The organism is Streptomyces sp. NPDC103540 (assembly GCF_055584445.1).
The window spans coordinates 182095-207575 of record NZ_JBVJMA010000013.1 but is presented as its reverse complement, the minus strand read 5'-3'; the positions used below and the strand labels follow the sequence as shown (position 1 = coordinate 207575).

Below are 25481 nucleotides of genomic sequence, written 5' to 3'. Positions count from 1 at the left end.
TCACCGTCGAAATCACCCGAGAACAACTTCATCGACGACCGATCCCAACTCGCCGGCGGAACCGTATAACCAACGGAGAAGTCACCGAACCCGCCGCCCACACCGCCCAAAGCGGTATAGAAACCGACCGAACCGTTCTGGTGGTAGTAAGCCATCAGCGCATCGGATCGGGCGTCGCCGTTGAAGTCGCGCGGGGCGGTCCGGCGGACGGTTTCCTCGATCCAGGCGTGGAGGTCGTCGGTGCGGGAGCCGACGGCTCCGGTGCGGGTCTCGGTGGGCGGGGTGCCGAGGCAGCCACCCTGCCAGGAGCGGCTGTTGACGCCGATCAGGTCGCCGGCCGGGTCGAGGAGGGGGCCACCTGCGTCGCCCTTGCAGATGGTGTCGGAGCCCCGGCCGTTGAGGGTGAGGGTGGTGGCGTCGGTGGAGCCGATGGTGAAGGTGCCGGTGTGGGGCTTGTCGACGACCCATTCGGTCTTGGTCCGTCCGAAGCCGGCGGTGGTGAGTTCGGTGCCGGCGGGAGGTACGGCATTGGCGCGCTTGACCGGTGTGATGCCGGTGGCGGGTGCGGCCAGGCGGGCCAGGACGAAGTCGCGGTCGGCGCGAGGGGCGAGCTCGGTGACCTCGACGGTCTGGCCGGTGCTCAGGGTGGCCGTGCTCCTCAGGGCGGGTCTGCCGGCCGGGACCGGGGAGCCCGGGGTCGTGGCGAAGCAGCTCGCGGCGGCGGCGATCCACATCTGTTCGACCACGACGCCGGTACAGGCACGGGAGTCGGCTTCCGCTCCGACGGCCAGCCGCACGACGGAGGGGAAGCGTCCGGCTGCGGCTTCCGGGCCGGTGGCCGCGAGGGCGGCGGGCGGGCTCAGCAACCCAGCCGATACGACGAGGGTGGTCACGACCACACGGGCGGTCCACGCGGGACGCTGACGGAAAATGGGCATGGCGGTTCCTTCGTCTGATGTCGTGCGCAAGGCGGACCGCTTCCAACAAAAGGGGCGGCAAATGTTCCGGGCGTTCCCACCCGCGACGGCTCCCCCCGTTGCCGGATGGAGCGTAGCCGTGGGCCCGGATCCCTGTAAGCAGCGAAACAGGACAGAGACATGGCGAAAAGAGAGATTGAAGCGCGCACGACCGACCGCGCGCCGAACAAACCTGAGGGTCGAATTCCGTATCGATCTCCAGATCCGCCACTCCGGATCTCGCTACTCCCACATATTACGGATTCCGGCCTTTCGCGATTCGAATTCAACCCGCGCCGCGCACATCGCTCCATCGCCGCTACACGGGTTGGTCGGCGGGCCCTGGCCGAGCGGCCCGCCGACCGAGCCGGCCTGCGGTGTCGGAGCTCCGGGACGGGGGTACGGTCGGGTGGCCGCGCGGGCGGCGGGGCCGGCCGACTAGTTTCCGAGATTGAGCGTGCCCGTGTCCTTCAGGGTGTTGGGCACGAAGACGTTGGGGAACAGCTCTTCCCTCGTACCGTCCGCCCGTTCGATGGTGGCGCTCATGGTCATCCCCAGCGGAATCGTGCTCGTGTCGTCTCGGAAGACGGGGTTCACCTGGTAGAAGATCGCGTCGTCCTCCCCGAAACCGGACTCCTTCACCTTCTCCTGTGCCTCGCGTTCGAACGTCCTCATGCTGGGCGTTCCGGTGTTCATGCCCACCTGCCAGCAGGGGACGAGGTTGTCCTGTCCGCCGTCCTCGATCCGGCCGGGTCCGCCGAGGATGTTGGCGATCAGGTGACAACGGGCCTGACTGGCGCCGGAGGCGAAGTCGTCGCGGAACTTCTGGGCGTCCAGCCAGCCCGTGGGGCTGCCCGAGGCGGCCTTGCCCGCCCCGGGCTTCTTGCCCAGGCAGGCCTGCGCCAAGGAGGGCCGGGTACCGGGCGGGCCCGGCGGGTTGGTCGTCTTGTTCACGTGGTCGACCGGCTTCGTGGTGTTCTTGCGCCACCCGTTGCCGGAAGGGACGGCGCCGGCCGGCGGAATCCGCAGGCATGCGGCCTGCGCGGCCTGGGTCGGCGTGTTGATGTCGACCTTGAACGGGTCCGCGTCGATCACCCGCTGGTCTCGGAAGCCCTCGGCGAGCTTCCGGTCGGCGAACTGCCTGTCGGCCGGGGGGACGTGAGCGCGTACACACGGTGCGGCGGGGTCGAGTTCCAGGCTGTTGCCGAGGACGTAGGTGTCCCAGCCGCCGCTGCTGGCATTGGGGATGAGCTCGACGCAGCGAGCGCCGGCGCTGCCTCCTTCCCCCGCCTCCGCGAAGGGGAACTGGCCGCAGGTGTCGTTCTCGACGAGGTCGTCCCTGGCCTTGAACGTTCCGCAGGTTCGGCTCTCGCGGTCGGCGGTGCCGGCCTTCTGGCGGGTCAGCGGCTTGGCCTTGCCCCAGCCGTCGTTGAGGCTCTGCTGAGCCCACTGGTAGGCGGCGACCGCGCCACCGGCGTCCGAGCCCCGCGCCTTCATGGGCACGACGGCCATTTCGGAGGGGACGACGCAACCGGGCGACGGGGCGGCCCCGACCTCTCCCACCGCGTCGTCACAGCGGATCCGGCGCGGGTTGGTCCACGAGGCGTTCGGATCGGTGATCGTCGCGCCCGGCATGGTCACGAACAACTGGTACGAGGTGCTGAACTCCGCTACGGCTCCGGCGGCGGGTGTCGAGGAGTACGTGACGGGCCCGGTGCGGAACTGGCCCTTCGTCAGGTCCGCGCCGTACCAGGGCGCGGACTTGGTCGCCGTGCAGCCGGCGCCGCAGGCGGCGCGGAACTTGACGCTCAGGGTGGTGACGTCGCCACGCGCTTCGGTCATCCTCACGGTGACCTGCTCGTTCCATGTCGTACCGCTGGCGGGCAGCGACGCGCTCGTGGCGACCTCCAGGGTGCCCCACCCGATCTCCACACCGTTGCCGTCACGCAGGGTGTAGGACACGTTCAGGCCGCTGACGCAGTACGAGAAGCGCTCGTAGGAGTAGTTGCCGGCGCCGCCCACCGAGCAGGCGGCGTCCGCCGCGGAGCCCTGTGGGACGCTCGGCCGGGGCGCGGCGGCGGACCGGGCCGGGGAGGGGCTGAAGCTCACGCAGGCCTCCACCGCGCCCCTCCCGCGTTCCTTCGACCCGACCTTCGTGGCCTCGCAGTGCGCTGCGGACTTCTCGGGAAGGTCGTCGAGCGTCGTCGCCGGTAAAGCGGGGGCGGCCCGGTCCGGGCCGGCCGTCCCTCCGGACGCCGCCGGGGTCGGCTGTGCGGCGGCCGTACCGGTCGTGGCGAGTCCCACTGTCACTGCGGCCAACACCGCGAGCACGGCTGACCTGGCGCGCCGACCGACTGCGGCGCGCGGACGTATTCTGTGCATGCTTGTCGGATTCCTCTTGTCTCGGTGGCGGATGGGCAGGAACGCGGCGAAGTGGCGTGCCGGGTGGCCTGCCTACAGCGCCTTGGCCGTCACCACCGCGTCCGGGACTTCGAGTTCGCGAGGCGAACGGTCGGCCGTCGCGTTTCCCGTGTCCCACCAAGGGCCCGGTGCGACGGCGCGGGCCGGGCGGCGGTCCGGGCCGAATTCACCTGTCGCCGGCCCCGGATCGGCCGGAACGCCGACGAGGCGCTCGAAGGCGTGCGGGAGTGCGCCGGGGCGCGGAAGGCGAACGGCGTTGCTTGCGGGTCCGTGGGTCGCGGGTCCGTGGGTCGCGAGATGTGTAGGGGCGAGGGCGGCGCGTACGGAAGGCCTGTGCGGTACGGGCCGAGGGGGACCGGCCGCTTCGCCGGTCCCGACACGCGGACGGAGTGACGTGGCGGCGTGCCGTCGCCCCGCCCGCCCGGGCCGCGGACCGCGCGGTGTCCGAGGTCGCGGGCGGGCCATGGCCGCCGGGTCCGTCAGGTTCCTACCGAGAGGTCCTGATCTCGACGAGCATGTGGTCGCGGCCTTGGTCGTCGGCGCTCTCCCCCACCGGGGTGAAGGCGTCCTTCGGCACCGTGTACGACTTCTCCTCGGTGCCGACGGTCATGTCGACCTGCGCGGTCTGGTCGGCGCTGCCGCGGATGCCGTAGACCGCCGGGATCTCCATCGTCAACCAGCCGCTGGTGCCGGTGACCTTGAAGCAGATCTTCTCCTTGGCGCGCGCCCAGACCTCCAGAAGACCCGGCCCGCCGGCGCAGTCGGCCAGGGTGATGTGACCGTCACCGCGCTTCAGCAGGATCTTCTTCTCGGCCAGGATCTTGTCGGCCAGCGGGTAGTCGAACGTCTCGACGGCGTAGCCCGGCCCCTCGTCCACCACCGGCTTGGCCGAAATCGTGTCCCCCGTGTCGGCGGACACCAGGAACGTCGCGGCGGCCAGTGCGGCGGCGCAGCTCACGGTGAGGACACGCAGGTAATTCTTCACTGAAGCTCCTGTGGAAATGGGCCCGGGGCCCTCCGACAGCGGTCGTGGGGGCGTGAAAAATTTCCGAAAACAGACGTCGGGACCACTGCGTCAATTCCCCCGACCCCTGCCTGATTACAACTCCGGAATAGGCGCCTGTCCAGGTGAACAAAATGGACGCATGAACCAGGAGGCGACCTACGCCCCGGATGTGCCCTTTTTTGCGACTGGATGGGCGAAATGCCCGGTGCGCACTTCCGGAATGGCGAACGCCTCCGTCGCCGAATGTGACCCGCTGTCACGGAAAAGCGTCGCGGCGGGACATCGGGTTCCCGGATTCATGAATTCCGGCCGGCCGGATCCACGTGATAAATGGCTCGTTGGCGCCGGGACTGAATCCGATGCGATTTGCTTTACTCGGCGCTGGATGCGCCGGCTCGCCGGAGCGGCGGTGAAGCGAGGGGTGTATCCGCAGGGCGGGTCCCGGGAGGCGCGTGCACGGGCTCGGTCGCAGGCCGTGGGCGCGCACGCCGAGCGGTTCCGCGGGCCCCGCCGCCATGCCGTGGGCTCGCAGGTGTACGTCAACGACCTCGCGCCGCGGGCCGCCCCCCGCACCTCTGAACCGTCTTGTACCACCACGTCAACGTGCCCCCCCCAGGTCAGGACTTTGAGGAGTACCCGTGCCGATCACCTTCATGAGCAGACGTCGACTCCTCGGTGTGCTGGCCGCGGCGACCGCCGCCGCGGCCTCGCCGATCCAGCTGACACGGGTCGCCCGTGCCGCGGGAAACGGCACGAACGGCGCACTGCCGGACACCGCCCGGGCCCGGGCCGTCATGGCCTGGTTGTCCGGCGGCCGGGAGACACGTGCCCTTGCGGCCCGGGCGCTGGCGGGGACCGACGCCGAGGTGAGCGCCTTCCTGGGCGAGCAACTCGTCAGAACCACCGCCGAGGACAACCGGGTCGCGGCGCTGGCCGGCATGGTGGGCGCGGGCAAGGCGATGCGTCGCGAGGGGTCGGCGGCGCTGCTCGGTGGTGACGCGGCCATCGCGACGTTCGTCGGCAGCGGCTACCGGGCGGCCGTGTCCGAGGACATGAAGGTGGCCACCGCGACGATGGTCAACTTCGGCGGCCGTGCGGTGAGGAGGGCCGGCACGGCGGCACTGGAGGCGGGCACCGACCAGGCTCTGGAGCGGTTCATCATCGAAGGGCACTGGACGGCCGAAGAGGAGGACATGCGCGTCGAGACCTTGACGATCATGTCGGGCGCGGGGCCGGAGGTGAGGAAGTACGCCGACCGCGCCATCCAGGGCACGGACGCGGACCTCTCCTGGTTCCTCGAGATCGGGCAGCACATCGCACGGGCGCGCGATCAGGAGAAGGCGACCATCAAGGAACTCGTGGCGGTCGTCGAGCGCGAGGGGAAGCTGGCGCGGGCGAGCACCGATCTCGCCGTCGAGGCCTCGCAGCGGGCCCAGACCGCGGCGGAGCGCGCGAAGGAGGCCGCGCAGAAGGCGGCGGCCGAAGCCGAGGCGGGCAAGGCGGACGCGGCCAGGTCCGGTGCGGCGGCCCGCAAGGCCGCGTCCGCCGCACAGGGGGCCGCGGACGCCGCCCGTATCGCCATCCGCGCCTCGAACACCGCCGTGGAGGCGGCCCGTCGCGCGGCCCGGGCGGCGACGGGCGCGTCCCAGGCGGCGGCCGTCGCGGGGGCGGCGGCCTCGACCGCGTACAACGCGGCGATCGCCGCTTCCAAGGACGCCTCCAAGGCGGCGGCCGCGAGGGAGGCCGCCGTCGCCGCGCGCGACGCCGCGGCCAAGGCGCAGAGCGCGGCGACCGCCGCCGACCAGGCGGCCGTCGCCTCCGACGCCGCGGCCGGCGCGGGCAACGCCGCCGCCTCGGCGGCACGTGAGGCCGCCACGGCGGCGAGGGCCTCGGCCCAGGCCGCCGACGCCGCCGGGATCGCCCAGTCCGAGGCCGCGCGGGCCCGACGCGAGGCGGACATCGCCGCCGGCGCGGCGAACGAGGCCACCAACGCGGCCTCCACCGCCCGGACGCTGGCGGGCACGGCCGCGGCGGCGGCCCGGGCAGCGCGCGACGCGGCGAACTCCGCGGCAGGTCACGCCCTGAAGGCGGCAGTGGCGGCGGAGGAAGCCGTCACGTACGCGGGCCAGGCCATCGACTACGCGAACAAGTCCACCGCGCACGCCGCGGACGCGGTCAAGGCCGCCGACACCGCCACCAGGACGGTCTCCGAAGCCGTGGCCGTCGCCGCCAAGGCCCGCGAGGCGGAGTGGGCGGCCCTGGAGGCGGACCGCAAGCGGGGTCTGGAGGAGGCCAGGGAGCTGGCCGCTCAGGAGGCGGCGGACCGCGCCGCCTCGCTGAACAAGCGCACCCAGGCCCAGCAGATCACCCAGGCCCTCAAGGAAACGATCGCCAAGGCCGAGCAGGCCCTGTCCTCCGGAGACCTCGCCCGTGCGGTACCCCTCGGCCGGCAGGCGGCGGTGGGCCTGCTGCGCTCCAAGGGCAGCTGGACCCGGGAGGCCGCGCAGTTCGCCCTCGCGGGCAGCGACGACGACGTCCTGAGCTGGGTCGACCTCGACCGCTCCCTGGCACAGGCCCAGGACGACCGCGAGACGCTGCTCCACGTCGCGCGGATCTCCGGACCGGAAGTGGCACGTGGCGCGGCCGACGTGCTGGCCGGCGGCAGCGACCAGGCGGTGGGGGACTTCAGCACCAGTGGGGTCATCGCCCGTCGGTCCGAGGAGAACCGGGTCCTCATCTTCCGGCTGCTGAACGGTGAGGTCGGAGCGGCGGTGCGCAGGGCCGCCGACAAGGCACTGGCGGTCAACACCGCCGAAGCCCTGCAACGGTTCTTCGACGAGGAACTCTCCGCTGCCGTGGAGGAGGACGTACAGGTCAGGATCGCGTCGCTCATCCACACCGGCGGCGCCTACACCAAGGCCTTCGGCGAGGTGGCACTGGCCGGGCCGAGCTGGATGAAGCTCCACTTCGTCAACGTGGTCAGCCACCATGCCGCCCGACTCGATCACGACTCCGCGAGCCACGCGGCCGCGATCCAGGCCACCGTCTCCGCCGCCGCCAAGATCGCCCAGGAGGCGCAGCGGGACGCCGCCTACGCCTCGCGGGCCGCGGCCGACGCGCGCAACGCGGCGGCGGAGGCCCAGCAGTGGGCGAACAGGGCGCTCCAGGCCAAGGAGAACGCCGCGGCGTACGCCGTCGAGGCCAACGCCAACGCCAACGCCGCGGAGACGTCGGCCAGGGACGCCCAGGCCCGGGCGGACCAGGCCAAGCAGGCGGCGGAGGTCGCGCGCGGAGCGGCGCGGTCGGCCAACTACTCGGCGAACAAGGCGATCGACTCCGCCCGTGGCGCCCTGACCTCCGCCCGCTCCGCCCGCGCGTCGGCCACCGCGGCGCACGATTCGGCCATCGCGGCGGGCAAGAGCTCGGGCGAGGCGGCGGCAGCGGCGTCCGAGGCCCGCAGGATCTCCATCGTCAAGCGGGAGCAGGAGGTGGCCGAGGCGGCCCGCAAGGCGCAGGAGGAAGCGCAGCGGCTCGCCGACGAACAGCGGAACCCCGCCGATGTTCCGGAGAACGACCAGGTCAATCCCAACGGCACCAACGGCACGGAGAAGTGGTGGTCGGACGCCGGTTGGTGGGCGGACGCCTTCGAGGTCATCAGCGACTGGTCCGGGCTCGGTTCGCTCCTGGCCCTGGGAGCGATGGCCCTCTTCCCCCCTGCGGTTCCGGTCCTGGTCGTGGTGGCCGGTGCCCTCTTCGCCGCCTCCGCCCTCTCGGGGGCGCTCAGCAGCCTGTTCAAGGGCATCGAGTTCGGCTGGCTGAGCAAGGAGTTCGGAGAGTCCGTCGGCCACCTCGCCCTCAGCCTGCTCTCGCGCGGCGGACGGGGTGGCTGGTCCATCGCCTCGAAGACGACGGAGAAGGCCGTGGACGCGGCGGTCACCGTGGGCAAAGCCGGTATCGACACCGGTTCGAAGATCGTCAAGACGCTCGGTGGCGGCCTCAGGAAGCTCTTCTGATCCCGCACCCGGTCGCACCGCACCCGGTCGCACCGCACCCGGTCGCACCGCACCCGGTCGCACCGCACCCGGTCGCACCGCACCCGGTCGCACCGCACCCGGCGGCCCGGCCCGCACGGTCCGGCCCGCACGGTCGGCCCGCACGGTCCGGCGCCGTTCAGGGTCGTGCCGTGCCGGCCTCCTCGGTCAACGGTCCCGGCGCCGGGTCGGCGGGTGCGGTGCGGCGGGTGTCGCGTCGGGCCAAGTGGTACAGGAGCGCGGCCGCCGATTGCGTGAGGGCCGCCGCGAGCAGGTACCAGGGGGCGGTGGCGACGGTGGCCGTCCCGGCGAGTGCGGAGCCGGCCGCGGCGGCGGTGATCTTCAGCCCGGCGCCGATGGTGAAGACCTGCGGACGCCATCGTGGTGGGGCATGCTCGGCCCGCAGCCGGAGGGTCGCGGTGAGCACGAGGCCGTCCCCCGCGCCGGCCACCGCGTAGCAGGCCGCCACGAGCGGAAGCGGGGAGACCAGGGTGGCCGCGGCGAGCCCGCCGGCGGTCACGAGCAGGCCGACGAGGGCCGACCGCTGTGACGAGGTGACGTTTCGCCACCGGGCCATCCCGAGCGTCCCGACCAGGGCGCCGACCGCGAACGCGGTCATCAGCAGGCCACCGGCCCCCGGGTGGCCGAGCCTCGTGGCGAGCAGGACGGCGGTCGTGGTCAGCGCCCCGATGCCGGTGAAGGCCAGGCAGGTGGCCGCCGTGATGGCGCGCAGTTCCCGTACCTTCCACACGGTCGTGGCGCCGTCGACCAGATCCCGACGGAGCGGTGTGCGCTCCGTCGTCGGGGCCTCGCCCGCGCGCGGGCGCAGCGTCGTCACGAGTGCGCAGGCGCACGCGGCCGCGCCGGCCAGGATCAGCAGGGCCGTCATCGGTGAGAAGTACGAGGCGGCGAGGCCGGCGGTACCGGGGCCGGCGATGCCGGCGACGTTGTAGACCACCGCGTCCCAGGAGTAGGCGCGGTCCTGCTCCTCGCCCGCGGGCAGCAACCGGGTGACGAGGCTGGACAGTCCGCCGGAGACGATCGGCCCGCAGCAGCCTCCTGCCGCCGCGACGGCGAGGGTCAGGGGAAGGGGAACGCGTCCGATGCCGAGGGCGAGGGCGGCGATCGACAGGGCGAAGCCGCCGAGCGCGCCGGCGTAGAGGAGTCGGGTACGGCGTGCCCGCGCCGCGACGGCTCCCGTCAGCGGCGCCGCGAGGACGTGCGGCGCCATCCAGGCCGTCAGGACGAGTGCCCCCTGCGCCGCGCCGCCCGTGCGGTGGACGGCCAGCAGGATCACCGCCACCGCCACGCCTTCATCGGCCAGCCGCGCGCATAACGCGGTCAGCAGGTACCGCCGCGCTCCGGATCGTCCTGACATCGCCACCTCCACCGAGTAACGGGTTGCTCTTACAAGCCGTTACAGTAAGGGACGCAGGTCACCCGGCGACAACCCGCCGTCCGGGCCGTGGATCAAGGAGCGCGTACGTGGCACCTCAGGGCTTCCAGGCCGCCCGGCGTCTGATCGATCTCGCGAACGCCGTCCGGGCCCACCCCGACCTGCCCCGCGAGGTGGCCGTGCCGCTCCTGGCACATCACGGCGAAGCCCCGCAGGACCTGACGGAGGCCGCGCTCTCCGACGCGGACCTCGTGGAACTCAGGGACGCCGCCCTGGAGATGGCCGACGTCCTCGCCGAGAGCGACACCGACCGGGCGGCCCCGGCCCTCAACGAGATCCTGGCCCGCCACGCCACCGCGCCCCGGCTGTCCCGGCACGACGGCCACCCGTGGCACCTCCACGTCGACCGTGACCGGGCCGGATGGGCCGAGTGGTTCCTGGCCTCCAGCGCCCTGGCCCTGGCGCAGGTCCTCACCGAGCACGGTCGCGCCACCTGGGGCGAATGCGCGGCCCCCGACTGCCGCACCCTCTACCTCGGCGCCGGCCCCGGCAGCCCGCGCCGCTACTGCTCCCCCACCTGTGCCTCCCGCACCCGGGTCGCCGAGCACCGCCGCCGAAGGTCGGGCGCCCCGTCCGACACATGACCGACCGCCGGCGCGGGCCCGACGGCGGGGGGCGCCGCGGGTCGCCTTCGGGCCGGTCGGCCGGTCAGGTGGGTGGGTGGGTGGGTGGGTAAGTCGGGTCCGTCAGGGTGTGCGGGCCTGCTTGGCCTGGGCCGCCTTCGCGGACGCCTCCAGCTTGTCCCGGTACGCGCGGTACCAGGTCTCGTCGCCGTCGGGCATGTTGGAGTTACCCGCCCGCATGCCGGCCTTGCCGTCGATCAGTTCGCGGACGATGTCGGCGTGGCCGGCGTGCCGGTTCGTCTCGGCCGTCATGTGCAGCATGATCCGCTGGAGCGTCACGTCGCCGGCGTCGCCCCACCAGGCGACGCGGCCCGGCGCGTCGAGCGGCAGCGCCTCGATCGTCGCGTCCGCGTGCGCGCGGGCCCGCCGGTAGAGCCCGAGGACGTCCTCGCGCGACTCGTCGGCGGTCGCCCACATGTCGGCGTTGGGCTCGGCGTCCTCGTCGTGCCAGGGGAAGGACTCGCCGTGCGGGCGGCCGAAGGTCGGCCCGAAGTAGCCGAGTTCGACGCCGGCGAGGTGCTTGACGAGGCCGAGGAGGTTGGTGCCGGTCGGGGTCAGGGGGCGGCGTACGTCGTACTCGGACAGCCCTTCGAGCTTCCAGACGACGGCGTCGCGGGCGGCGTCGAGGTAGCGGTGCAGGTCGTCCTTGGGGTCATTGGCATGCATGGGGCCGACTCTCTCAGAACCTGCCGACAGGCGGCCGGGAGGCTCGTGCCGCCCCGCTTCGTCCGACCCGGGTGGTTCCCATGGTCATGGACGTCCATCGGCGTCTCCTCACATCTCCTGACGCACGCCGTCTCCTCGCGCCCCGCGTCGCACCGGTCGTGGACGTATTCGTTCCGTCCCGGAGCTCAGGGTCCGTCGTTCTCGGGCACCGCCCGGGACCCGTTGTGCTGTGATGGCGCGGTGGACGCTCTGACGGCGGCCCGGGCCTCGGCGGGCCCGGGCGGCGATGGGGGTGGTGGCCGCCACCGCGCCCGGTTCGGGCGGGGTGACGGCCGGGACGGCTTCGGGACCTCAGCCCGAGAACCGTTCGAACAACCAGCCGATCACGGCGCGGACGGCGCCTCCGAGGGCGGCGCCGAGGACGGTCGGCGCCCACGGGGTGCGCTCGCCGTCGGGCCGGCGGCGGGTACGGGACGCGTTCGGCGTACGGGACGTGTCCGGGGTTCGGGGCGTGTCCGGGGTTCGGGACGCGTCCGTGGTTCGGGACGCGTCCGGGGTTCGGGACGTCTGCCGGGTGCGGGGCGTCCGGCGGGTGCGGGACATCTTCGTCGGTCTCCTTCGGGGTGGACTTCGCAGGGGAGTGTCGGCCGACGAGGAAGAGGATGCGGGTCACGGCGGTCTCTCGGCCGTCGTTCGGGAGGCATCGGGAGCCCCGGGGCATTCGCCCTGGTGGCGGCAGGTGTGGCGAGGGATCGTCAGGGATGGTCCGGGATGGTCCGGACCGTGGGGGGAGCCGAGATTGACGGCGTACGACGAAGCCAGGGAGTTCTTCGCGGCCGGGCTGGCGGAGGTGCGGGCGGCGGCCGGGACGCCGTCGTTCGAGGAGTTGGAGCGGCGCGGCGGGCGCCGGCTGCCGAAGTCCACCGTCCACAGGGTGGTGCGCGATCTCCAGGAGCCTCCGTCATGGGACCTCGTCCAGGCGTTCCTGGAGGTCTGCAAGGTGATCGCCGCCGAGTCCAAGGAACGGAAGGTGTCCCCCGCGCACTTCGACCTGGAGGTGTGGCGGCGGCGTTACGAGCGCCTGGAGGTGCTGCGGGAGGCGCACCGGGCCGACGAGGACCCGGGGGCGGCCGGAACGCCGCTGCCGGGAGTGCGGCGGTTCCCGCCGGCGGGCGTGCGACCGGCGGCGGACCTGCGCGGTCAGCCGAGCCAGTTGCTGCCGGCCCGCCACGAGGTGGTGCCGTTCACCGGCCGCGCGGACGACCTGGCCGCGCTGATCGGCTGGCGGGACGGGAAGCGGCCGGAGGGGACTCGGCCGGAGGGGGCTAGGCGGGAGGGGGATCAGGAGTCAGGGAAGCAGAGCGCCGGGAAGCCGGTCGCCGCCTCGGTGGCGTTGCTGTACGGCCGGGGTGGGCAGGGCAAGACGCGGCTGGCCGGTGAACTGGCCCGGCGGACCGCCGTCGTACGGGGGTGGAAGGTGTGGCAGGCCACGCGGACGGGCGCGGTCGTACCGGTCGACGGGCGACCCAAGCAGGCTTCGCTGGGCGGCAGCGCGCTGGTGGTGGTCGACTACGCGGAACGGTGGCCCGCACCGGAGTTGGAGTCCCTGTTGGGCGCTCTGGTCGCGCGGCGCGGGGCGCGGCTGCGGGTCCTGCTGATCGCCCGGTCCGCCGGCTGGTGGTCGTACCTGTTGGACGACCTGCGTACGCAGGGCTACGAGGAACAGGCGGCGTTCCCGCTCCGGGCGCTGCCCGACGGGGACCTCGGCGCCCGGGTCGAGGCGTTCGAAGTCGCCCGCGCGTGCTTCGCCGAGGCTCTGGGGCTGGACGAGGAGGAGGCCGCGTCCCTCCCGACGCCGGAGGGCCTGGGCCGTGCGGAGTTCGGGCTGATGTTGACGGTGCAGATAGCGGCGCTGGTGGCGGTGGACGCCCGGATCCGGGGCGCGCAGCCGCCTCGGGATCCGGGTGCGCTGTCGAGGTACCTCTTGGACCGCGAGCGGGGGCATTGGGCGAAAGTGGCGCGGCGACCCGACCGCGTCACCTCGGCGGAGGTGATGGGGCAGGCCGTGTTCACGGCGACCCTGACGCGTCCCCGGCGGCGCGAGGTGGCGCTCGCCGCACTACGGGCCGCCGGTGTGGACGGTCCGGCGTCCCCTCAGCAGGTCCTGCGCGAGCACGCCGACTGCTACCCGGCCGCCGAGCCGAGGACGTACCTGGAACCGCTCTACCCCGACCGGCTCGGCGAGGACTTCGTGGCGCTCAGCACGCCCGACGACCCCGATGACCCCCACCGCTGGGCGGAGGGGGCCGCCGCCCGTCTGCTCGGAGTCGCCGGCGACGTACCGCCCGGGGCCCCCGCGCCCTCGGGGGCCGCCGACGCGTCCGCTCCGGAGTGGAGTCGCGACGTACTCACCAACCTGATCAACGCCGCCGCGCGCTGGCCCCACCTCGCCGTCCACGAGCTGGCCCCGCTCGCCGTCGAGCACCCCCGCCTCATGCTCCGCGCGGGCAACGCGGCCCTGGTGGCCCTGGCCCGGATCAAGGAGGTGCCGTTGGAGGCGTTGGAGGCGATCGAGGCGGTGGCTCCGTCCGGGGATACGGACCTGGACGTGGGCATCGCCGAGATCACGGACCGTTTCTCCGCCGACCGGATCCGGTCGACCCCGGAGCCGCCCGCCCGGGCCGCCCTGTATGCGAAGAGGGCGTGGCGGCTGTCGAACACGGGTCGGCACGAGGAGGCCCTGACGGCGATCGAAGAAGCGATCGGGCTGCACCGAGTCCTCGCGGGAGACGGCGACGTGGAACACCGGGCCGATCTCGCGTGGGCGCTGAACAGTCTGAGCAACGAACAGCACTGGACCGGAGACCATCGCGCCGCGCTGGATTCGGCCGAGGAGTCCGTGGCGCTGTTCGCGGCGGTCGTCGACGACGACCCGAGGAAGATCGCGAACCTCGCGGTCGCCTTCACCACCCTGTCCCTGCGGCTCGATCAGCAGGGACGGACCGCCCAGGGCCTGGGGTTGTTGGAGGAGGCGGTCCGCATCACCCGGCTGACGGCCGAGGCGAACCCCGCGATCTTCCGCCCCGATCTGGCGAGCATGCTGCACAACCTGGGCAGCCAACTGTCCGCGGTCGGCCGGTACCGGGACGCGCATGCGGCCGAGACGGAGGCGGTGGCCCTCTACCGGCAGTTGGTGGAACAGGATCCCCGGGCCCACCTCGACGCCCTGGCGAACGCCCTCGACGGCGTCGCGGTCGCGCTGAGCGGCGAGGGCCGTCACCGGGAGGGCCTGGTGCCGCGCGAGGAGGCGGCGGCACTGCTGCGGGCCGGCGCCGAGGACAATCCGGGGGCCTATCAGCCGGTCCTGGCGAACGCGCTGCTGAACCTGGGCGCCGACTTCGGCGAGTCCGGTGCGCCGCGGGAGGCCGTACGGCATTGCCGCGAGTCCGTCGCGCTGTCGCGGGGACTCGCCGAGCGCAGCCGCCCGGCGCATCTGCCGGGGCTCGCCCGGTCGCTGATGGTCCTCGGCATCTGGCTCGGCAAATCCGGTGCGTACCAGGAGGCCGTCGTCCGCTGCGAGGAAGCGGTGGCGTCGTTCCGGAAGTTGGTCGCGCTGGATTCCGAGAGCCATCTGCCCGGGCTCGCGGAGACCCTGCTGAACCTCGGCCCCCGGGCGTCGGAGGCCGGTCGGGTGGAGCAGGCCGAGGCGGCCTGCCGGGAGGCCGTCGCCTTGCACCGGCAGCTGCTCCCGTCCAATCCCGTGGTGTTCCGCGGCCGGCTGGCCATCGCGCTCGTGAACCTGGGCAACAGGCTCGCCCAGGGACCCGCGGCCGAGGAGGCCGTGGTGTGCCTCCGCGAGTCAGCCGAACTGGCCCGGGAGGTGGCGGAGGAGAACCCGGGCAAGGGCCTGCCGATCCTGGCGGCCGTCCTGACGAACCTGGGACGTCAACTGAACGCGGTCCGACGGCACGCGGAGTCCGTGACGGTGGCGCGGGAGGCGGTCGACCTCCAGCGGTCCATGGCGCGGGCCGACCCGCGTGTGCACGAGCCGGGGTTGGCCGCCGCGCCGGCGATCCTCTGCGACACGCTGAACACGGTGGACCGGTACGAGGAGGCCGCCACCTGCGGCGCCAAGGCGGTCGCCCTGCTGGAGCGCCTCGCCGCGGATCTTCCGGACGTGCACCGGCCTCACCTGGGGCTCGCGCTCGGGAACCACGGTCGGGCGCTGGCGGCGCTGGAGCGGAAGCACGAGGCCGTGGTGGTGGCCGAGCGTGAGGTGAAGGTCTGGCGGCATCCGGCACAGGGCGATCCCGGGGGCCACGAGTTCGAGCTGACGGTGGCCCTGGACCGGCTCGGCGCGCTCCTGGCGGAGGTCCGGATGCACCACGAGGCGGTCCGGGTGGGCCGGGAGGCCGTGGCGCGCCGGCGGAACACGGACCATCCGGCCGCCGAGCAGTCGCTCGCGTTCGCGCTGGGCAGTCTGGGGCGTCCGCTGGCGGCGCTGGACCGGCACGAGGAACTCACGGCTGCCGGGGAGGAGGCGGTCGTCATCTGGCGGCGGCTCGCCGAACGGGATCCGGCCGCCCACCGGCCACACCTCGTCATGGGGTTGTTCTACGGGCTCGGTTTCCCGCTGGCGCAGGCGAAGCGGTGGCCCAGGGCCGAGGGCCATCTCCGAGAGGCCGTGGACCTCCAACGGCGGCTCGCCGACGAGGACCCGGCCCACCGGCCACACCTCGCGCACATGCTCGTCGCCGTCGTGCTGATGCGGATCACCGGGCAGCACGGCCTGCGGGAGGCGCTGACCGCGGCGGAGGAGGCCGTGACGATCTACGAGGCCCTGGCCAGGCTGAACCCGGCGTTCCGCGCGCCTCTTGACGAGGCCGCACGTCTACGGGCCCACCTGCGCGGCAGCCTCCCGCCCGAGGGCCGGCGCCGGGCCTGAGACCCGTCCACGCCCGGTCCGCAGGTCTCGCCTGTGCGCATCACCCGTTTCGGGCGGTGACGCAGCTCACGCGGTACCGCTGCCGCGCGGGCGCTCTTTGGATCGCTTTGTCACGTTGACCGGGAGTCGGGGCGCCGGCTTACATACGGGGGGCCGTACGTCGGATCTTCGTGAGCCCGCCGCCACCGGTGACGGTCTGCGTCGAGAGCGAAGTGTGCCGAGTGCCAAGTGACACCGGCCTGTTTCGACGTCCTCGTCCGCCGTCCAGCCGTGAGAGCACCGGCCGCCGTCCACGGCCTTCCCTACTCCGCCACCGAGGAAGCCACTCATGCGACGAACCACCACGCGCCGTACGACGCCGCGCCGAACCGGCAGACCCGCGGCCCTCGCCGCGCTGTCGGCGGCCCTGATCGCCGCACCCCTGCTGCCGAGCGGAGCGCCCGCGCGGGCCGCCGTCGGCACCCCGGCCCCGACGGGCTCGTACGCCTTCGCCGCCCACCTCCGGATCGGCGAAGGCGAGCGGACCCGCGCCTGTTCCGGTGTCCTCGTCGCCCCGCAGTGGGTGGCCACGGCGGCGAGTTGCCTGACCGACGGGCCGTTACCAGGGGGCGCCGTCGCGCCCGGCGCCCCCGCACGCAAGACGGTGGCCACCATCGGCCGCGCCGATCTGACGGCGACCACCGGCGGGCACGTCGCGGAGGTCACCGAGCTGGTGCCGCGCGTCGGGCGGGACCTCGTACTGGCCCGCCTCGCGACGCCGGCGACCGGGATCCAGCCGGTGGCCGTGGCCTCGGGACCGGCTGAGGCCGGCGACACCCTGAAGGTGGCGGGCTACGGCCGGACGAAGACCGAATGGGTGCCCGACCGGCTGCACGTGGCCTCCTTCGCCGTGAACACGGTCGACGCGACCACGTTCGCCATCACCGGCAGCTCGGCGGGCGACGCGATCTGCCAGGGCGACAGCGGCGGCCCCGTCCTGCGCGAGCGGGCCGGCGCCGTGGAACTCGTCGGCATCAGCAGCCGGTCCTGGCAGGGCGGTTGCCTGGGCGCCACGGAGACCCGCAACGGCGCCGTGGCGGTGCGCGCCGACGCTCTCGTAAGTGCCTCGCGGCTCACCGCCGGGCAGCGCCTCGCCTCCGGCGACACCCTCGCCTCGGCCGCCGCCACGCTCACCATGCGGGCCGACGGTGACCTCGTCGTCGCGGCCAAGGCCGGCAACGTCCTGTGGTCGACGCGCACGGCGGGCAACGCGGGCGCCACCGCCCGGTTCGGAGCCGACGGCAACCTCGTCGTGCGCAACGCGGCCGACACGGCCACGCTGTGGCAGTCCGGCACCGCCGCCGCCGGCGGTTCGGTGGTGCTCCAGGAGCGCGGCAACCTCGTCGTGCGCGACGCGCAGGGCGCGTCCCGGTGGTCGAACGGCTCGGCCGTCCGCAACGACTTCGACGGCAGCGGTCGGGCCGACATGGTCGAGTGGTACGACTATCCCGACGACAGCGACGCGATGCACGTCTTCCGCGGCTCGCCGAGCGGCGCCCTCGACGCCCCCACCACGTCCTTCACGACGGGCCCGGGCAACTGGTCCGTCGACCAGATGAAGCGGATGTCCGGCGACTACAACGGCGACGGCCGCGCCGACCTGGCCGTGTTCTACGGCTACGGGGACGGTTCCGTGAAGCTGTGGACGTTCCTGGGACGGTCCGACGGCACCTTCGAGACCCCGTTCCCGTCCTGGTCGGCCCCTCCCGGCCACTGGGAGTTCTCCCGCGCCCGGTTCCACAGCGGGGACTTCAACGGCGACGGCCGCGACGACCTCGTCGCCTGGTACGACTACCGGGCCGGTCACGACACCATGTTCACGTTCCTGTCCGACGAGCGCGGCGGCTTCCCCGCCACCGCCCCCTTCGTCGGCTGGACGGTGCCGGCGGGCAGGTGGACGGCCTCGGACGCGAAGTACACCACGGGCGACTTCAACGGCGACGGCCGCGACGACGTCGCGGCGCTCTACCGCTACGGCGACCATGCCGTGAAGCTGTGGACGTTCCTGGCGACCCCGTCGGGCGGCTTCCAGGACGGCCGGCTCGCCTGGGTCGCCGACACCTGGGGCCCCCTGGCCCGTACGGACGTCCATTCCGGCGACTTCGACGGCGACGGCCGCGACGACCTGGGCCTGTGGTTCGACTACGAGGCCGGCCACGACGCCTTCCACACCCTGAGGGGCAACGCGGACGGCACGGTGGGCTCGTACAGGGTGGCCCTGAACCTCCCGGCGGGCGAGGTGTCCCGGCAGAACCTGCGGCTCGTGGTGGGCGACTACAACGGCGACGGTCGGGACGACCTCGGCGCGATGTACGGGTACGGGGACGGCGAGAGGATGCTGACCTGGCCGGCCCTCGCGGACGGTTCCCTGGCGCAGACGGCCACGAGCGGTTGGATCAACGGCAGGCCGGAGTGGTGGGAGCTCTCGCGGGTCAACTTCGTCGACCGCTACACCAACGGCTGACGGCGCACGGACCCCCGGGTGGAGGACCGAGCCGCCCGGCCCCCGCGCCGTCCACGGGAGTGGAGCGGTGACAGCGAGGGGCACCTGTCGAGATCGTCTCGGCGGGTGCCCGTCTCGTGCCCCGGCCGGCCGGCGGGGGCGGGTGCCGCTACTCGGCGGCCTCGGCGCAGGTCACCTTCGCGAACTTCGAGGTGACGGTGTACGTGTCGTTGGGGACGCCGGTGAACTCGAAGAAGCCGTCCTGGATGGTTTGGGTGGTGTTCACGACGGCGCCGGAGGAGTTCTTCAAGGTGACCGTCTCCGCCACCGGGAATCCCCTGCCGGACACCCCGTAGGTCGTTCCGGGTCCCTTGGTCACGGTGCACTTGATCGCGGCCTCCTCGTCGGACACCCACTTCGGGCAGGTCGCCCTGGCCCGACGTCCCGCGGCACTGTAGGTGTCGTTCGGCAGGCCCGTGACCTCGAAGAAGCCTCCGGTGATGACGCGCGCCGTGCGCACCGCGGTGCCCTGCGAGTTCCTCACGGTGACGCGTTCACCGGGTCTGAACCCTTCGCCGGACACGCCGAACGTGTTGTTGGGGCCCTCCGAGAGGAAGCAGGTGGCGCCGGGTAGGGCCCGTTCCGCCGCGCCGGCCGTCATCACGGTGACGCCGGTCCACCCGCTGAACGCCACGGCGGCCACGACCGCGGTGGAGAGGCTCTTCCTTCGCATGAGATGTCCCTTCCGTCGGCTGAAGGCAGTCGCTTCGCCCGAGCAGGTCACCGCCCGCACAGGTCTCCCGCTTCTCGCGCCCGGTGGCGGACGAGTCTTCTCGGGGATCCCACCTCTGGTCGATGGGGCGCAGAGCTGTTGGGCGATGCTCACTGCCCTGACGTCCACCGATGACGGCCGAGGTGGTTGCGCCTTCAACCTCGGCCCGGGAAACGGAGCTCTGACGAAGCGTGGAGGTCTGTCATCACCCACACCCGCGGGGGGCCTCCATCCGCTCCCCACTATTGCACCGGGCGGGGCGGGCCGCACGTGGGCGTGGTCGACCGGAAGCCGATCCTCGCGCGGCGTGATCGCGGTGACCGTGAAGTCCTTCGGACCAAGCCCGGCGCGCCGACAGACAGGCCCCGCCTCCGGCCGGTGACTCACGCACGAGGGGTCAGCCGTTCGTGAGCTCTCCGGTCTCGGCGACCCTGCCGACCGTGCCGACCACCTCGTCGACCGCCACATCGGGCTTGCGCACCACGTCCGTGGCGACGGCGGACGAGTCGACCACGGACTTCCCCAGTCCACCCAGGCCGCCGTGCCCGTCCGCGAACACGGGCGAAGAGGAGGCGAGGGAAGCGGCTCCGGCCACGAGGACAAGGACCATCGTCTGTTTGATCACACCCCGCTCAACGACGCACCCTCCCCCCGGGACACCCCCCGACCGCCCCGACCTCGCCTTACCGGGGGCTGCCTCTCGCCCTCCGGGCGCGCGGCCCGGCGAGGCTGTCCGCATGGTCGGCGAGCCGGTTCAAGGCCGCCGCCAGTTCCCGCAAGGGGCCGGACCGGAGCGCGTGGATGCGCCGCCGGCCCGTGCGCTGCGAGGTGACGATGCCGGCGCGCTCCAGGGTCTGCAGGTGCTTGGTCGTCTGCGGCTGGCGCGCGTCGGCAAGCTGGGCGAGAACCCCGACCGGACGGGGCCGCTCGGCCGGCAGCCTCACGAGCCGCAGGCGGGCGGGGTCTGGGTTCGCTCGGCGCCCCGACAGCCGGGCCGCCCGCTCAGGCGCGCGAGGAGGGGCGCCCCGGAGGCCGGAAGCAGGCGGTGATCGTCTTGCCGGTGTGGCAGGGGTGCGCGTGGGCCTCCCACCGGTCGGCGAGCGCGTCGATGATGGCCAGGCCCCGGCCGGAGGTCGCCCGGGTCGAGGCGGGCTTGGGGGCCGGCAGTTCCGGGTCGCCGTCGGCCACGCTGACGTGCACGCAGCAGCCGTCCCAGGCGAGGACGAGTCGGGCGCTGCTGTGTGCGTGCACGTGCGCGTTGGTGACCAGTTCCGACACGGTCAACAGGATGGAGTGGACGGTGTCGGGGGCGTCCTCGCTCCACTCCAGGGTCTTCAGATGCGCCAGGCACCATCGGCGTGCCTCACGGACGCCCAGGTGTACGGGAAACGACCTGGCCCAACCGACGGCTCGGATCACCACGGTGCACCATCCCTCCTCGGTCGGTCGGCGGGTCGCTCGTCAGTCGCGTCCGGCGCGGTGTCGGGGACGGTGGGCGTCACGTCGGGTGACCAGCAGCAGGGCCAGCAGCATCGGCGCGATCAGCATGATCATGGTCCCCATCGGCCTTCGCCTCCTCACGATCGTTACCTCTTCGACCTGTTCGGCTCCTTCCCGTGTTTCCGGCGGGCTTCGACCCAAACCCCCCTTTCTCCCGGGCCCGACCGGCACGGGCCGGCCCGCGTCGCCCTCACCCTGCTCGACCACCCTTGACCTCGAGCGCACTTGATGTCCTTGAGTGGTTCACGGCGGCGAGAACGTCGCCCGACCCGGTAGCGGATCGGATTCCCGAGCGGAGCGAGGCACATCATGACGAACGACACCCTGACCGTGGGCAACATCTCCACGCAGACCCGTGAGGCGGTGACGGGTGTGGTCAAGGGTCTGGAGAACGCGTTCAACGCCCACGACGGCGCGGCCCTGGCCGAGCAGTTCGGCGTGGACGCCTCGTGGACCAACGCGGCCGGCCTGCGGCTCGACGGCCGGGAAGCGATCGCGGAGTTCAGCGGTCCCGCGCTCAAGGGTTTCCTGAGCGAGTCGTACGCACGCTACGACGTCGTGAAGCTCCTGGAGATCGCGGACGGCGTGATCGGCGTGAACGTCCACAAGACCCCGACGGACGCTTCGGGCAACCCCGTCGAAGGTCCGCACGGTGTGACGACGTACGTGATCGCGCGGCAGCCGGACGGCTGGAAGATCGTGGTCGGCCAGAATTCGGCCGTCGCCGCACCGCCCCTGGGGTGAGCGGCCGGCGGTCGGGGAGAGGGCGCCGGTGGCTCGCCGCCGCAAGGCATGAGGGAACCGCCGGGTTCTGTTCGCTCCGGCCCGAGACGGCGATCGGCCCCGCCGGTTCCACCCTTCGATACGTTCGAACGCGGCCCTCCCCCTCGGTCGGCCGAACACCTATGATCATCACCGCCGGGGGCACGTGTGACGTCTTGCCCAGCGATCGACGTCGGCGTTGCGGCAGAGGGGCGGCGAGCATGGCCACGGACACGAACGACGACGCGCCTTCAGGCAGAGGACGGATCGGCCGCGTGCTGATCGCAGGTGGCGTAGCCATGGCCCTGATCGGCGCCCTCACCGCCGGATGTCTCGCCTACGCCGGCCGCTTCCCGGGCAATTCCATGGATGCCGCGTGGAAGACCTCCGCGGACGACAAGCCCTCCGAACAGGGCAACGGAGCCTGGCTGGCCGGCGACATCCTGGTGCGCAGCCGCTTCGACTCGGCGACCGGCTACGACGCCGGCACCGGCAAGCAGGTCTGGGAGTACCGGCCGCCCGGCCGCTCCGAGATATGCACGGCCGCGGCCGATGTCGACCACTCCGTCCTGCTCATCACGCGCGACGATGACACCCGCCCCGCCTCTTCCCGGCGGGAGCTGTGCACCGCCGTCGCCGCGATCTACCTGAAGAACGGCCGGGAGCTCTGGCGCGCCCCGATCCCTGAGAGCGGCAAAGGCCGCTTCGGACCCGACCCGTTGGCCGCCGGCGGCGGTCTCGCCGTGCTCGCCGACCAGGGGCTGCGTGCGCTCGACGTACGCACCGGCGCGTCCCGCTGGACGGCCGCCGTACCCAAGCACTGTCTGCCGGGCAAGGCTGCCCCGGCCACACGCCACGTCGCCGCCGTCCTCGCCTGTGGCGACCCGGCCAAACCGTGGAAGGACGGCGCCCCCGCGGACACCGAACTGCACGCCGCCGCCTTCGACCCGGCCACCGGCGCCCTGCTGTGGTCCACCCCGTTCGGCGATCGCGAGCCGGTCAGACCCGATACGGTCACGTCCATCGTCTCGGCCGACCCCTTGGTCGTGTCCGCCACGACCTCTTCAGGATCGCCGTCGACCTCGTTGAGCTCCGACTTCGGGGCCTACCACTCCTTCGGCCCGGACGGCCGCGCCAACCCGCCGATCGACTACGACGGCCCCTACGGGAGACTGGACCCCAGGATCCCCCTCGGTTCGGCGACGGACGGCACCCGGCTCTACGCACTGGCCGGCTACTCCATGAAGGGCGGGGCCCGTCACCGTCCCGTCGCGTTCGACCTGGCCACCGGTCAGCCGGTCTGGAGAGCCGGTCTCGACGATCTGCCGGGCATCGGCCTGCACGTCCGGGACGGACGGGTCACGGTGATCGCCAGAGGCAGCGCGACCTCGCCGGTCCCCGACGAGGACCTGTACGTCTTCGACGCCGCCACCGGCAGGGAACGCGACGTCCGCGACTTCCACGACGACGTGCCGGCGGACAGGATCTTCGAGTACGAGGGGCTGCTCATCGTCGCCGACCTGGGCGGCTCCTTCACCGCGTACGAACGCTCGTGACGCTCGCTCATGTATACGCCCCCGCCGCGACGGGTCGAGGGGTGGAACCTCGACCCTGTCAGGGGGTCAGGTCACCGTGCGCCGGGGCCGTTCGCGCGGATCGTCCCCCGGGCCGACCAGGGCGCCGTGCCCGCGGATTCGATCACGGGCGGCGGTCGCGCAGCCTGCCGACCGCGGCCAGGGCGCGCAGCGCCGCGGCTTTGAGGTACGGCCGCTCGCGCACGAATCCCCGGGCCGCGCGCGGCGGCTCGTGGCTGAGCCAGTGCAGGGCCGCCCCCGCTCCGGCCCGGAGCACGGCGCCCTCGTGCACGATCAGGTCCCGTGTCTTGAGGGAGTCCTTGTAGGGGGCGTCGCCCCGGCCGAGATCCAGCATGTCGATGCCTGCGGCGGCGGCCTCCTTGATCATGCGGAGGTAGAGGACGCGTCCGGGACTGAAGGTGGCGTACTCCCGGTCGTAGGCGGGGAACCAGCACGAGAGCACGGTGCGCGAGCGCAGGCCGAAGTGCGCGGCGACGGGTCGTCCGCCCGCGTAGAGGACCGACAGGAGGCCCGTGCAGGACGGTGTCCGCGTGGTGGCGAGCATCGTCACCAGGTTGTTGATCCAGTCCTGGGCGAACCGGTCGCGCCGGCCGGTTCGGCGGTACTGGGCGGACTTCCAGGCCATCAGCGTCCGCAGTGCGGCAGGATCGCGCTCGTCGAACACGAACCGCAGCGGTCCGGCCTGGCGGGCCAGTCGGCGTTCCTGTGCGCGGGTGGCCTTCAGGAAGGTGCGGGAGCCGGCCCGGAGGCGGACCTCGTAGTCGGCGTACCCGCCGGTGAGGTCGATGACGGGCGAGGCGAAGCGCCCGGTGACGAAGGGCAGGAACAGGTCCTGGCCGGTTTCGAGGTGGTTGAACTCCCAGACGGACAGGGAGCCGGCACGCAGCAGCTCGTGCGGGTCCACCTCCACACCGGGGCGCAGTACGGCTCCCTGGCAGTCGGAGACGCCCAGGCCGATGGCACGGCCGCGGCCCCACCGGCCTCGCTCGAAGGGGAAGAATCCGGCGGGCTCGCCGCCCTGGCGCACGACCGCGACCCGGGCGCCCGGGCGTACGCGGCCGACCGCCCGGCAGAACTCGGCGCTCATGAAGGGGTTGGACTGCGGCGCCGTACGGGCCCGTAGTTCGCCCCACAGTTCCAGGTCGGCCGGCGTCAGCTCGGCGGGGCGAATCACGTCGATGCGTTGAACGGTCACTGCGGCTCCTGTATACGTCGAAAAACTCACCGCGCCGTGACCGACTGCCGGCGCACGGGTGGTGCGCCGCGGCCACGCCGGGGCGCACCACCCGGTCCCCGGAGTCCGTGCGGGCCTCGGGGCTCGCCCTGCCGACCTTTGGTTTCGGCCGCGGTCGGAGGGTGGGTGAGGGCGCCTCGCGGTGTTAAACGACTGTCGGAGTAACAGGCAGCGGCGCAGGCGCGACCGGGGAAGGGGAAGTGGCTTCCGGCGGCGTGCGGGCGGCGGGCCTCCTCGTCACGCGTGCCGGGTCGTGGGTGGGCGGCCGTCCGGGCCGGCGCGGGTCCCTCGTTCGGTGGAGTCGGGCCTCCGCGCCGCGCGCTCCCTTGGGCGGTGGCCGCCGTGCGGGCTCGTGGGGTGTGTCGGCGCCGGCCGCGTTCTCGCGCGCGGCCGGAGGTCGTGGAGCGCGCCGATCACCGGTCGGTAGGATCGGCCGATGTTCCGTTTCAAAGTGGCTGCCGAGGGACCTGATCCCCTGATCGTGCGGTTCGAACCGCTGGGGAACGAGATGGCCTTGGCCCCGGGGGACCACATCACCATCGAGTGGCCGGAGCCATACCCGGATCGGATGGGAACCTTCGTGCACGGTCCGGGCCGTCTGACGATTCTCGAACCGAACTTCCTTCCGGGTCAGATCTGGCCCAGGGTCTGGAACTCCAGTGGTGAGGAGATCACCTACTGACGCTCCCTCCCCTGCGACGCTTGGGCACGGCCCGGCGTCCGTTCCGCCGCTGAGGTCGTCGCGCCTCCCGGCCCGCCCGAGGCACTGACACCGGGGATCCGCGCGGCGGCGCCGGTGTCGGCCGGTGCCCGATCGCCCCGGGGTGAGTGGGGCAGCGCGGGGAATGAGGGGCGGGGGCCCGCAAAAGTACTCCGGTCGGAGTTTTGCGGGTGGAACTTCGTGGTCTGCGCACGCTGCCGCCGGTTGGCTTGGGGCACACCCGCAGCACGTCTCCGGCAGGCGCCGGGCGAGAGAGAGTCCCCCCATGAGAATCCGAAGCGGCATCGCGGCGGCCCTGACCGCGATATGCG

General features: G+C 72.8%; 17 protein-coding genes and 1 pseudogene. 7 read left to right on the top strand and 11 right to left on the bottom strand.

All coding sequences use genetic code 11. From position 1 onward, the window contains the following. The 3 genes from ACZ6ZI_RS29275 to ACZ6ZI_RS29265 form a co-directional block, all read right to left on the bottom strand. A partial coding sequence (locus ACZ6ZI_RS29275; protein ID WP_469525702.1) for a trypsin-like serine protease occupies positions 1 to 938 on the bottom strand: 938 nt, incomplete at its 3' end. Positions 939 to 1394: 456 nt separating this feature from the next. Then, complete coding sequence (locus tag ACZ6ZI_RS29270) at positions 1395 to 3266, bottom strand: DNA/RNA non-specific endonuclease (protein ID WP_469525700.1); 1872 nt, start codon at positions 3264 to 3266, stop codon at positions 1395 to 1397. A gap of 598 nt (positions 3267 to 3864) precedes the next feature. Then, entirely contained in the window at positions 3865 to 4362 is a 498-nt protein-coding gene (locus tag ACZ6ZI_RS29265; RefSeq protein ID WP_469525698.1) for a hypothetical protein, read from the bottom strand. Between the two features lie 659 nt (positions 4363 to 5021). Here ACZ6ZI_RS29265 and ACZ6ZI_RS29260 point away from each other — a divergent pair. Beyond that, positions 5022 to 8396 carry an ALF repeat-containing protein gene (locus tag ACZ6ZI_RS29260; RefSeq protein ID WP_469525696.1) on the top strand — a complete coding sequence of 1125 codons (3375 nt, stop codon included), beginning with the start codon at positions 5022 to 5024 and terminating at the stop codon, positions 8394 to 8396. A 157-nt stretch (positions 8397 to 8553) separates the two neighbouring features. On the opposite strand, the gene ACZ6ZI_RS29255 is transcribed toward ACZ6ZI_RS29260, so the two are convergent. Next, complete coding sequence (locus tag ACZ6ZI_RS29255) at positions 8554 to 9792, bottom strand: MFS transporter (protein WP_469525695.1); 1239 nt, start codon at positions 9790 to 9792, stop codon at positions 8554 to 8556. 107 nt (positions 9793 to 9899) lie between these two features. On the opposite strand from ACZ6ZI_RS29255, the gene ACZ6ZI_RS29250 reads away from it, so the two are divergent. Continuing rightward, a complete protein-coding gene (locus ACZ6ZI_RS29250) occupies positions 9900 to 10454 on the top strand; it encodes a CGNR zinc finger domain-containing protein (protein ID WP_469525693.1) in 555 nt (184 codons plus the stop codon). A gap of 102 nt (positions 10455 to 10556) precedes the next feature. On the opposite strand, the gene ACZ6ZI_RS29245 is transcribed toward ACZ6ZI_RS29250, so the two are convergent. Then, positions 10557 to 11159, bottom strand: a complete 603-nt coding sequence (locus ACZ6ZI_RS29245; protein ID WP_469525691.1) for a DinB family protein — start codon at positions 11157 to 11159, stop codon at positions 10557 to 10559. 351 nt (positions 11160 to 11510) lie between these two features. Next, positions 11511 to 11762 carry a hypothetical protein gene (locus ACZ6ZI_RS29240; protein WP_469525689.1) on the bottom strand — a complete coding sequence of 84 codons (252 nt, stop codon included), beginning with the start codon at positions 11760 to 11762 and terminating at the stop codon, positions 11511 to 11513. Between the two features lie 196 nt (positions 11763 to 11958). Here ACZ6ZI_RS29240 and ACZ6ZI_RS29235 point away from each other — a divergent pair, with 196 nt between their 5' ends. Further along, on the top strand, positions 11959 to 16104 hold the full coding sequence (locus tag ACZ6ZI_RS29235) for a tetratricopeptide repeat protein (RefSeq protein ID WP_469525688.1): 4146 nt from the start codon (positions 11959 to 11961) through the stop codon (positions 16102 to 16104). A gap of 328 nt (positions 16105 to 16432) precedes the next feature. Continuing rightward, a complete protein-coding gene (locus tag ACZ6ZI_RS29230) occupies positions 16433 to 18607 on the top strand; it encodes an FG-GAP-like repeat-containing protein (RefSeq protein WP_469525686.1) in 2175 nt (724 codons plus the stop codon). 148 nt (positions 18608 to 18755) lie between these two features. On the opposite strand, the gene ACZ6ZI_RS29225 is transcribed toward ACZ6ZI_RS29230, so the two are convergent. From ACZ6ZI_RS29225 to ACZ6ZI_RS29210, 4 genes and pseudogenes are all read right to left on the bottom strand, one after another. Then, on the bottom strand, positions 18756 to 19319 hold the full coding sequence (locus tag ACZ6ZI_RS29225) for a hypothetical protein (protein ID WP_469525685.1): 564 nt from the start codon (positions 19317 to 19319) through the stop codon (positions 18756 to 18758). 436 nt (positions 19320 to 19755) lie between these two features. After that, positions 19756 to 19983: a hypothetical protein gene (locus ACZ6ZI_RS29220; RefSeq protein WP_469525683.1), complete on the bottom strand. Its 228-nt coding sequence runs from the start codon at positions 19981 to 19983 to the stop codon at positions 19756 to 19758. 88 nt (positions 19984 to 20071) lie between these two features. Then, a pseudogene (locus ACZ6ZI_RS29215) lies at positions 20072 to 20347 on the bottom strand (ArsR/SmtB family transcription factor); the annotation flags it as partial. 13 nt (positions 20348 to 20360) lie between these two features. Beyond that, positions 20361 to 20780 (bottom strand): ATP-binding protein, encoded by a 420-nt coding sequence (locus ACZ6ZI_RS29210; RefSeq protein ID WP_469525681.1) that lies wholly within the window; start codon positions 20778 to 20780, stop codon positions 20361 to 20363. Positions 20781 to 21167: 387 nt separating this feature from the next. Here ACZ6ZI_RS29210 and ACZ6ZI_RS29205 point away from each other — a divergent pair, with 387 nt between their 5' ends. Together ACZ6ZI_RS29205 and ACZ6ZI_RS29200 are read left to right on the top strand one after the other, a co-directional pair. Beyond that, on the top strand, positions 21168 to 21602 hold the full coding sequence (locus tag ACZ6ZI_RS29205; RefSeq protein ID WP_469525680.1) for an SgcJ/EcaC family oxidoreductase: 435 nt from the start codon (positions 21168 to 21170) through the stop codon (positions 21600 to 21602). Between the two features lie 293 nt (positions 21603 to 21895). Next, positions 21896 to 23176, top strand: a complete 1281-nt coding sequence (locus ACZ6ZI_RS29200) for an outer membrane protein assembly factor BamB family protein (protein WP_469525678.1) — start codon at positions 21896 to 21898, stop codon at positions 23174 to 23176. Between the two features lie 142 nt (positions 23177 to 23318). On the opposite strand, the gene ACZ6ZI_RS29195 is transcribed toward ACZ6ZI_RS29200, so the two are convergent. Further along, positions 23319 to 24410 carry a GNAT family N-acetyltransferase gene (locus ACZ6ZI_RS29195; protein ID WP_469525677.1) on the bottom strand — a complete coding sequence of 364 codons (1092 nt, stop codon included), beginning with the start codon at positions 24408 to 24410 and terminating at the stop codon, positions 23319 to 23321. 475 nt (positions 24411 to 24885) lie between these two features. Here ACZ6ZI_RS29195 and ACZ6ZI_RS29190 point away from each other — a divergent pair, with 475 nt between their 5' ends. Next, on the top strand, positions 24886 to 25131 hold the full coding sequence (locus ACZ6ZI_RS29190; RefSeq protein WP_469525674.1) for a hypothetical protein: 246 nt from the start codon (positions 24886 to 24888) through the stop codon (positions 25129 to 25131). Positions 25132 to 25481 lie beyond the last annotated feature (350 nt).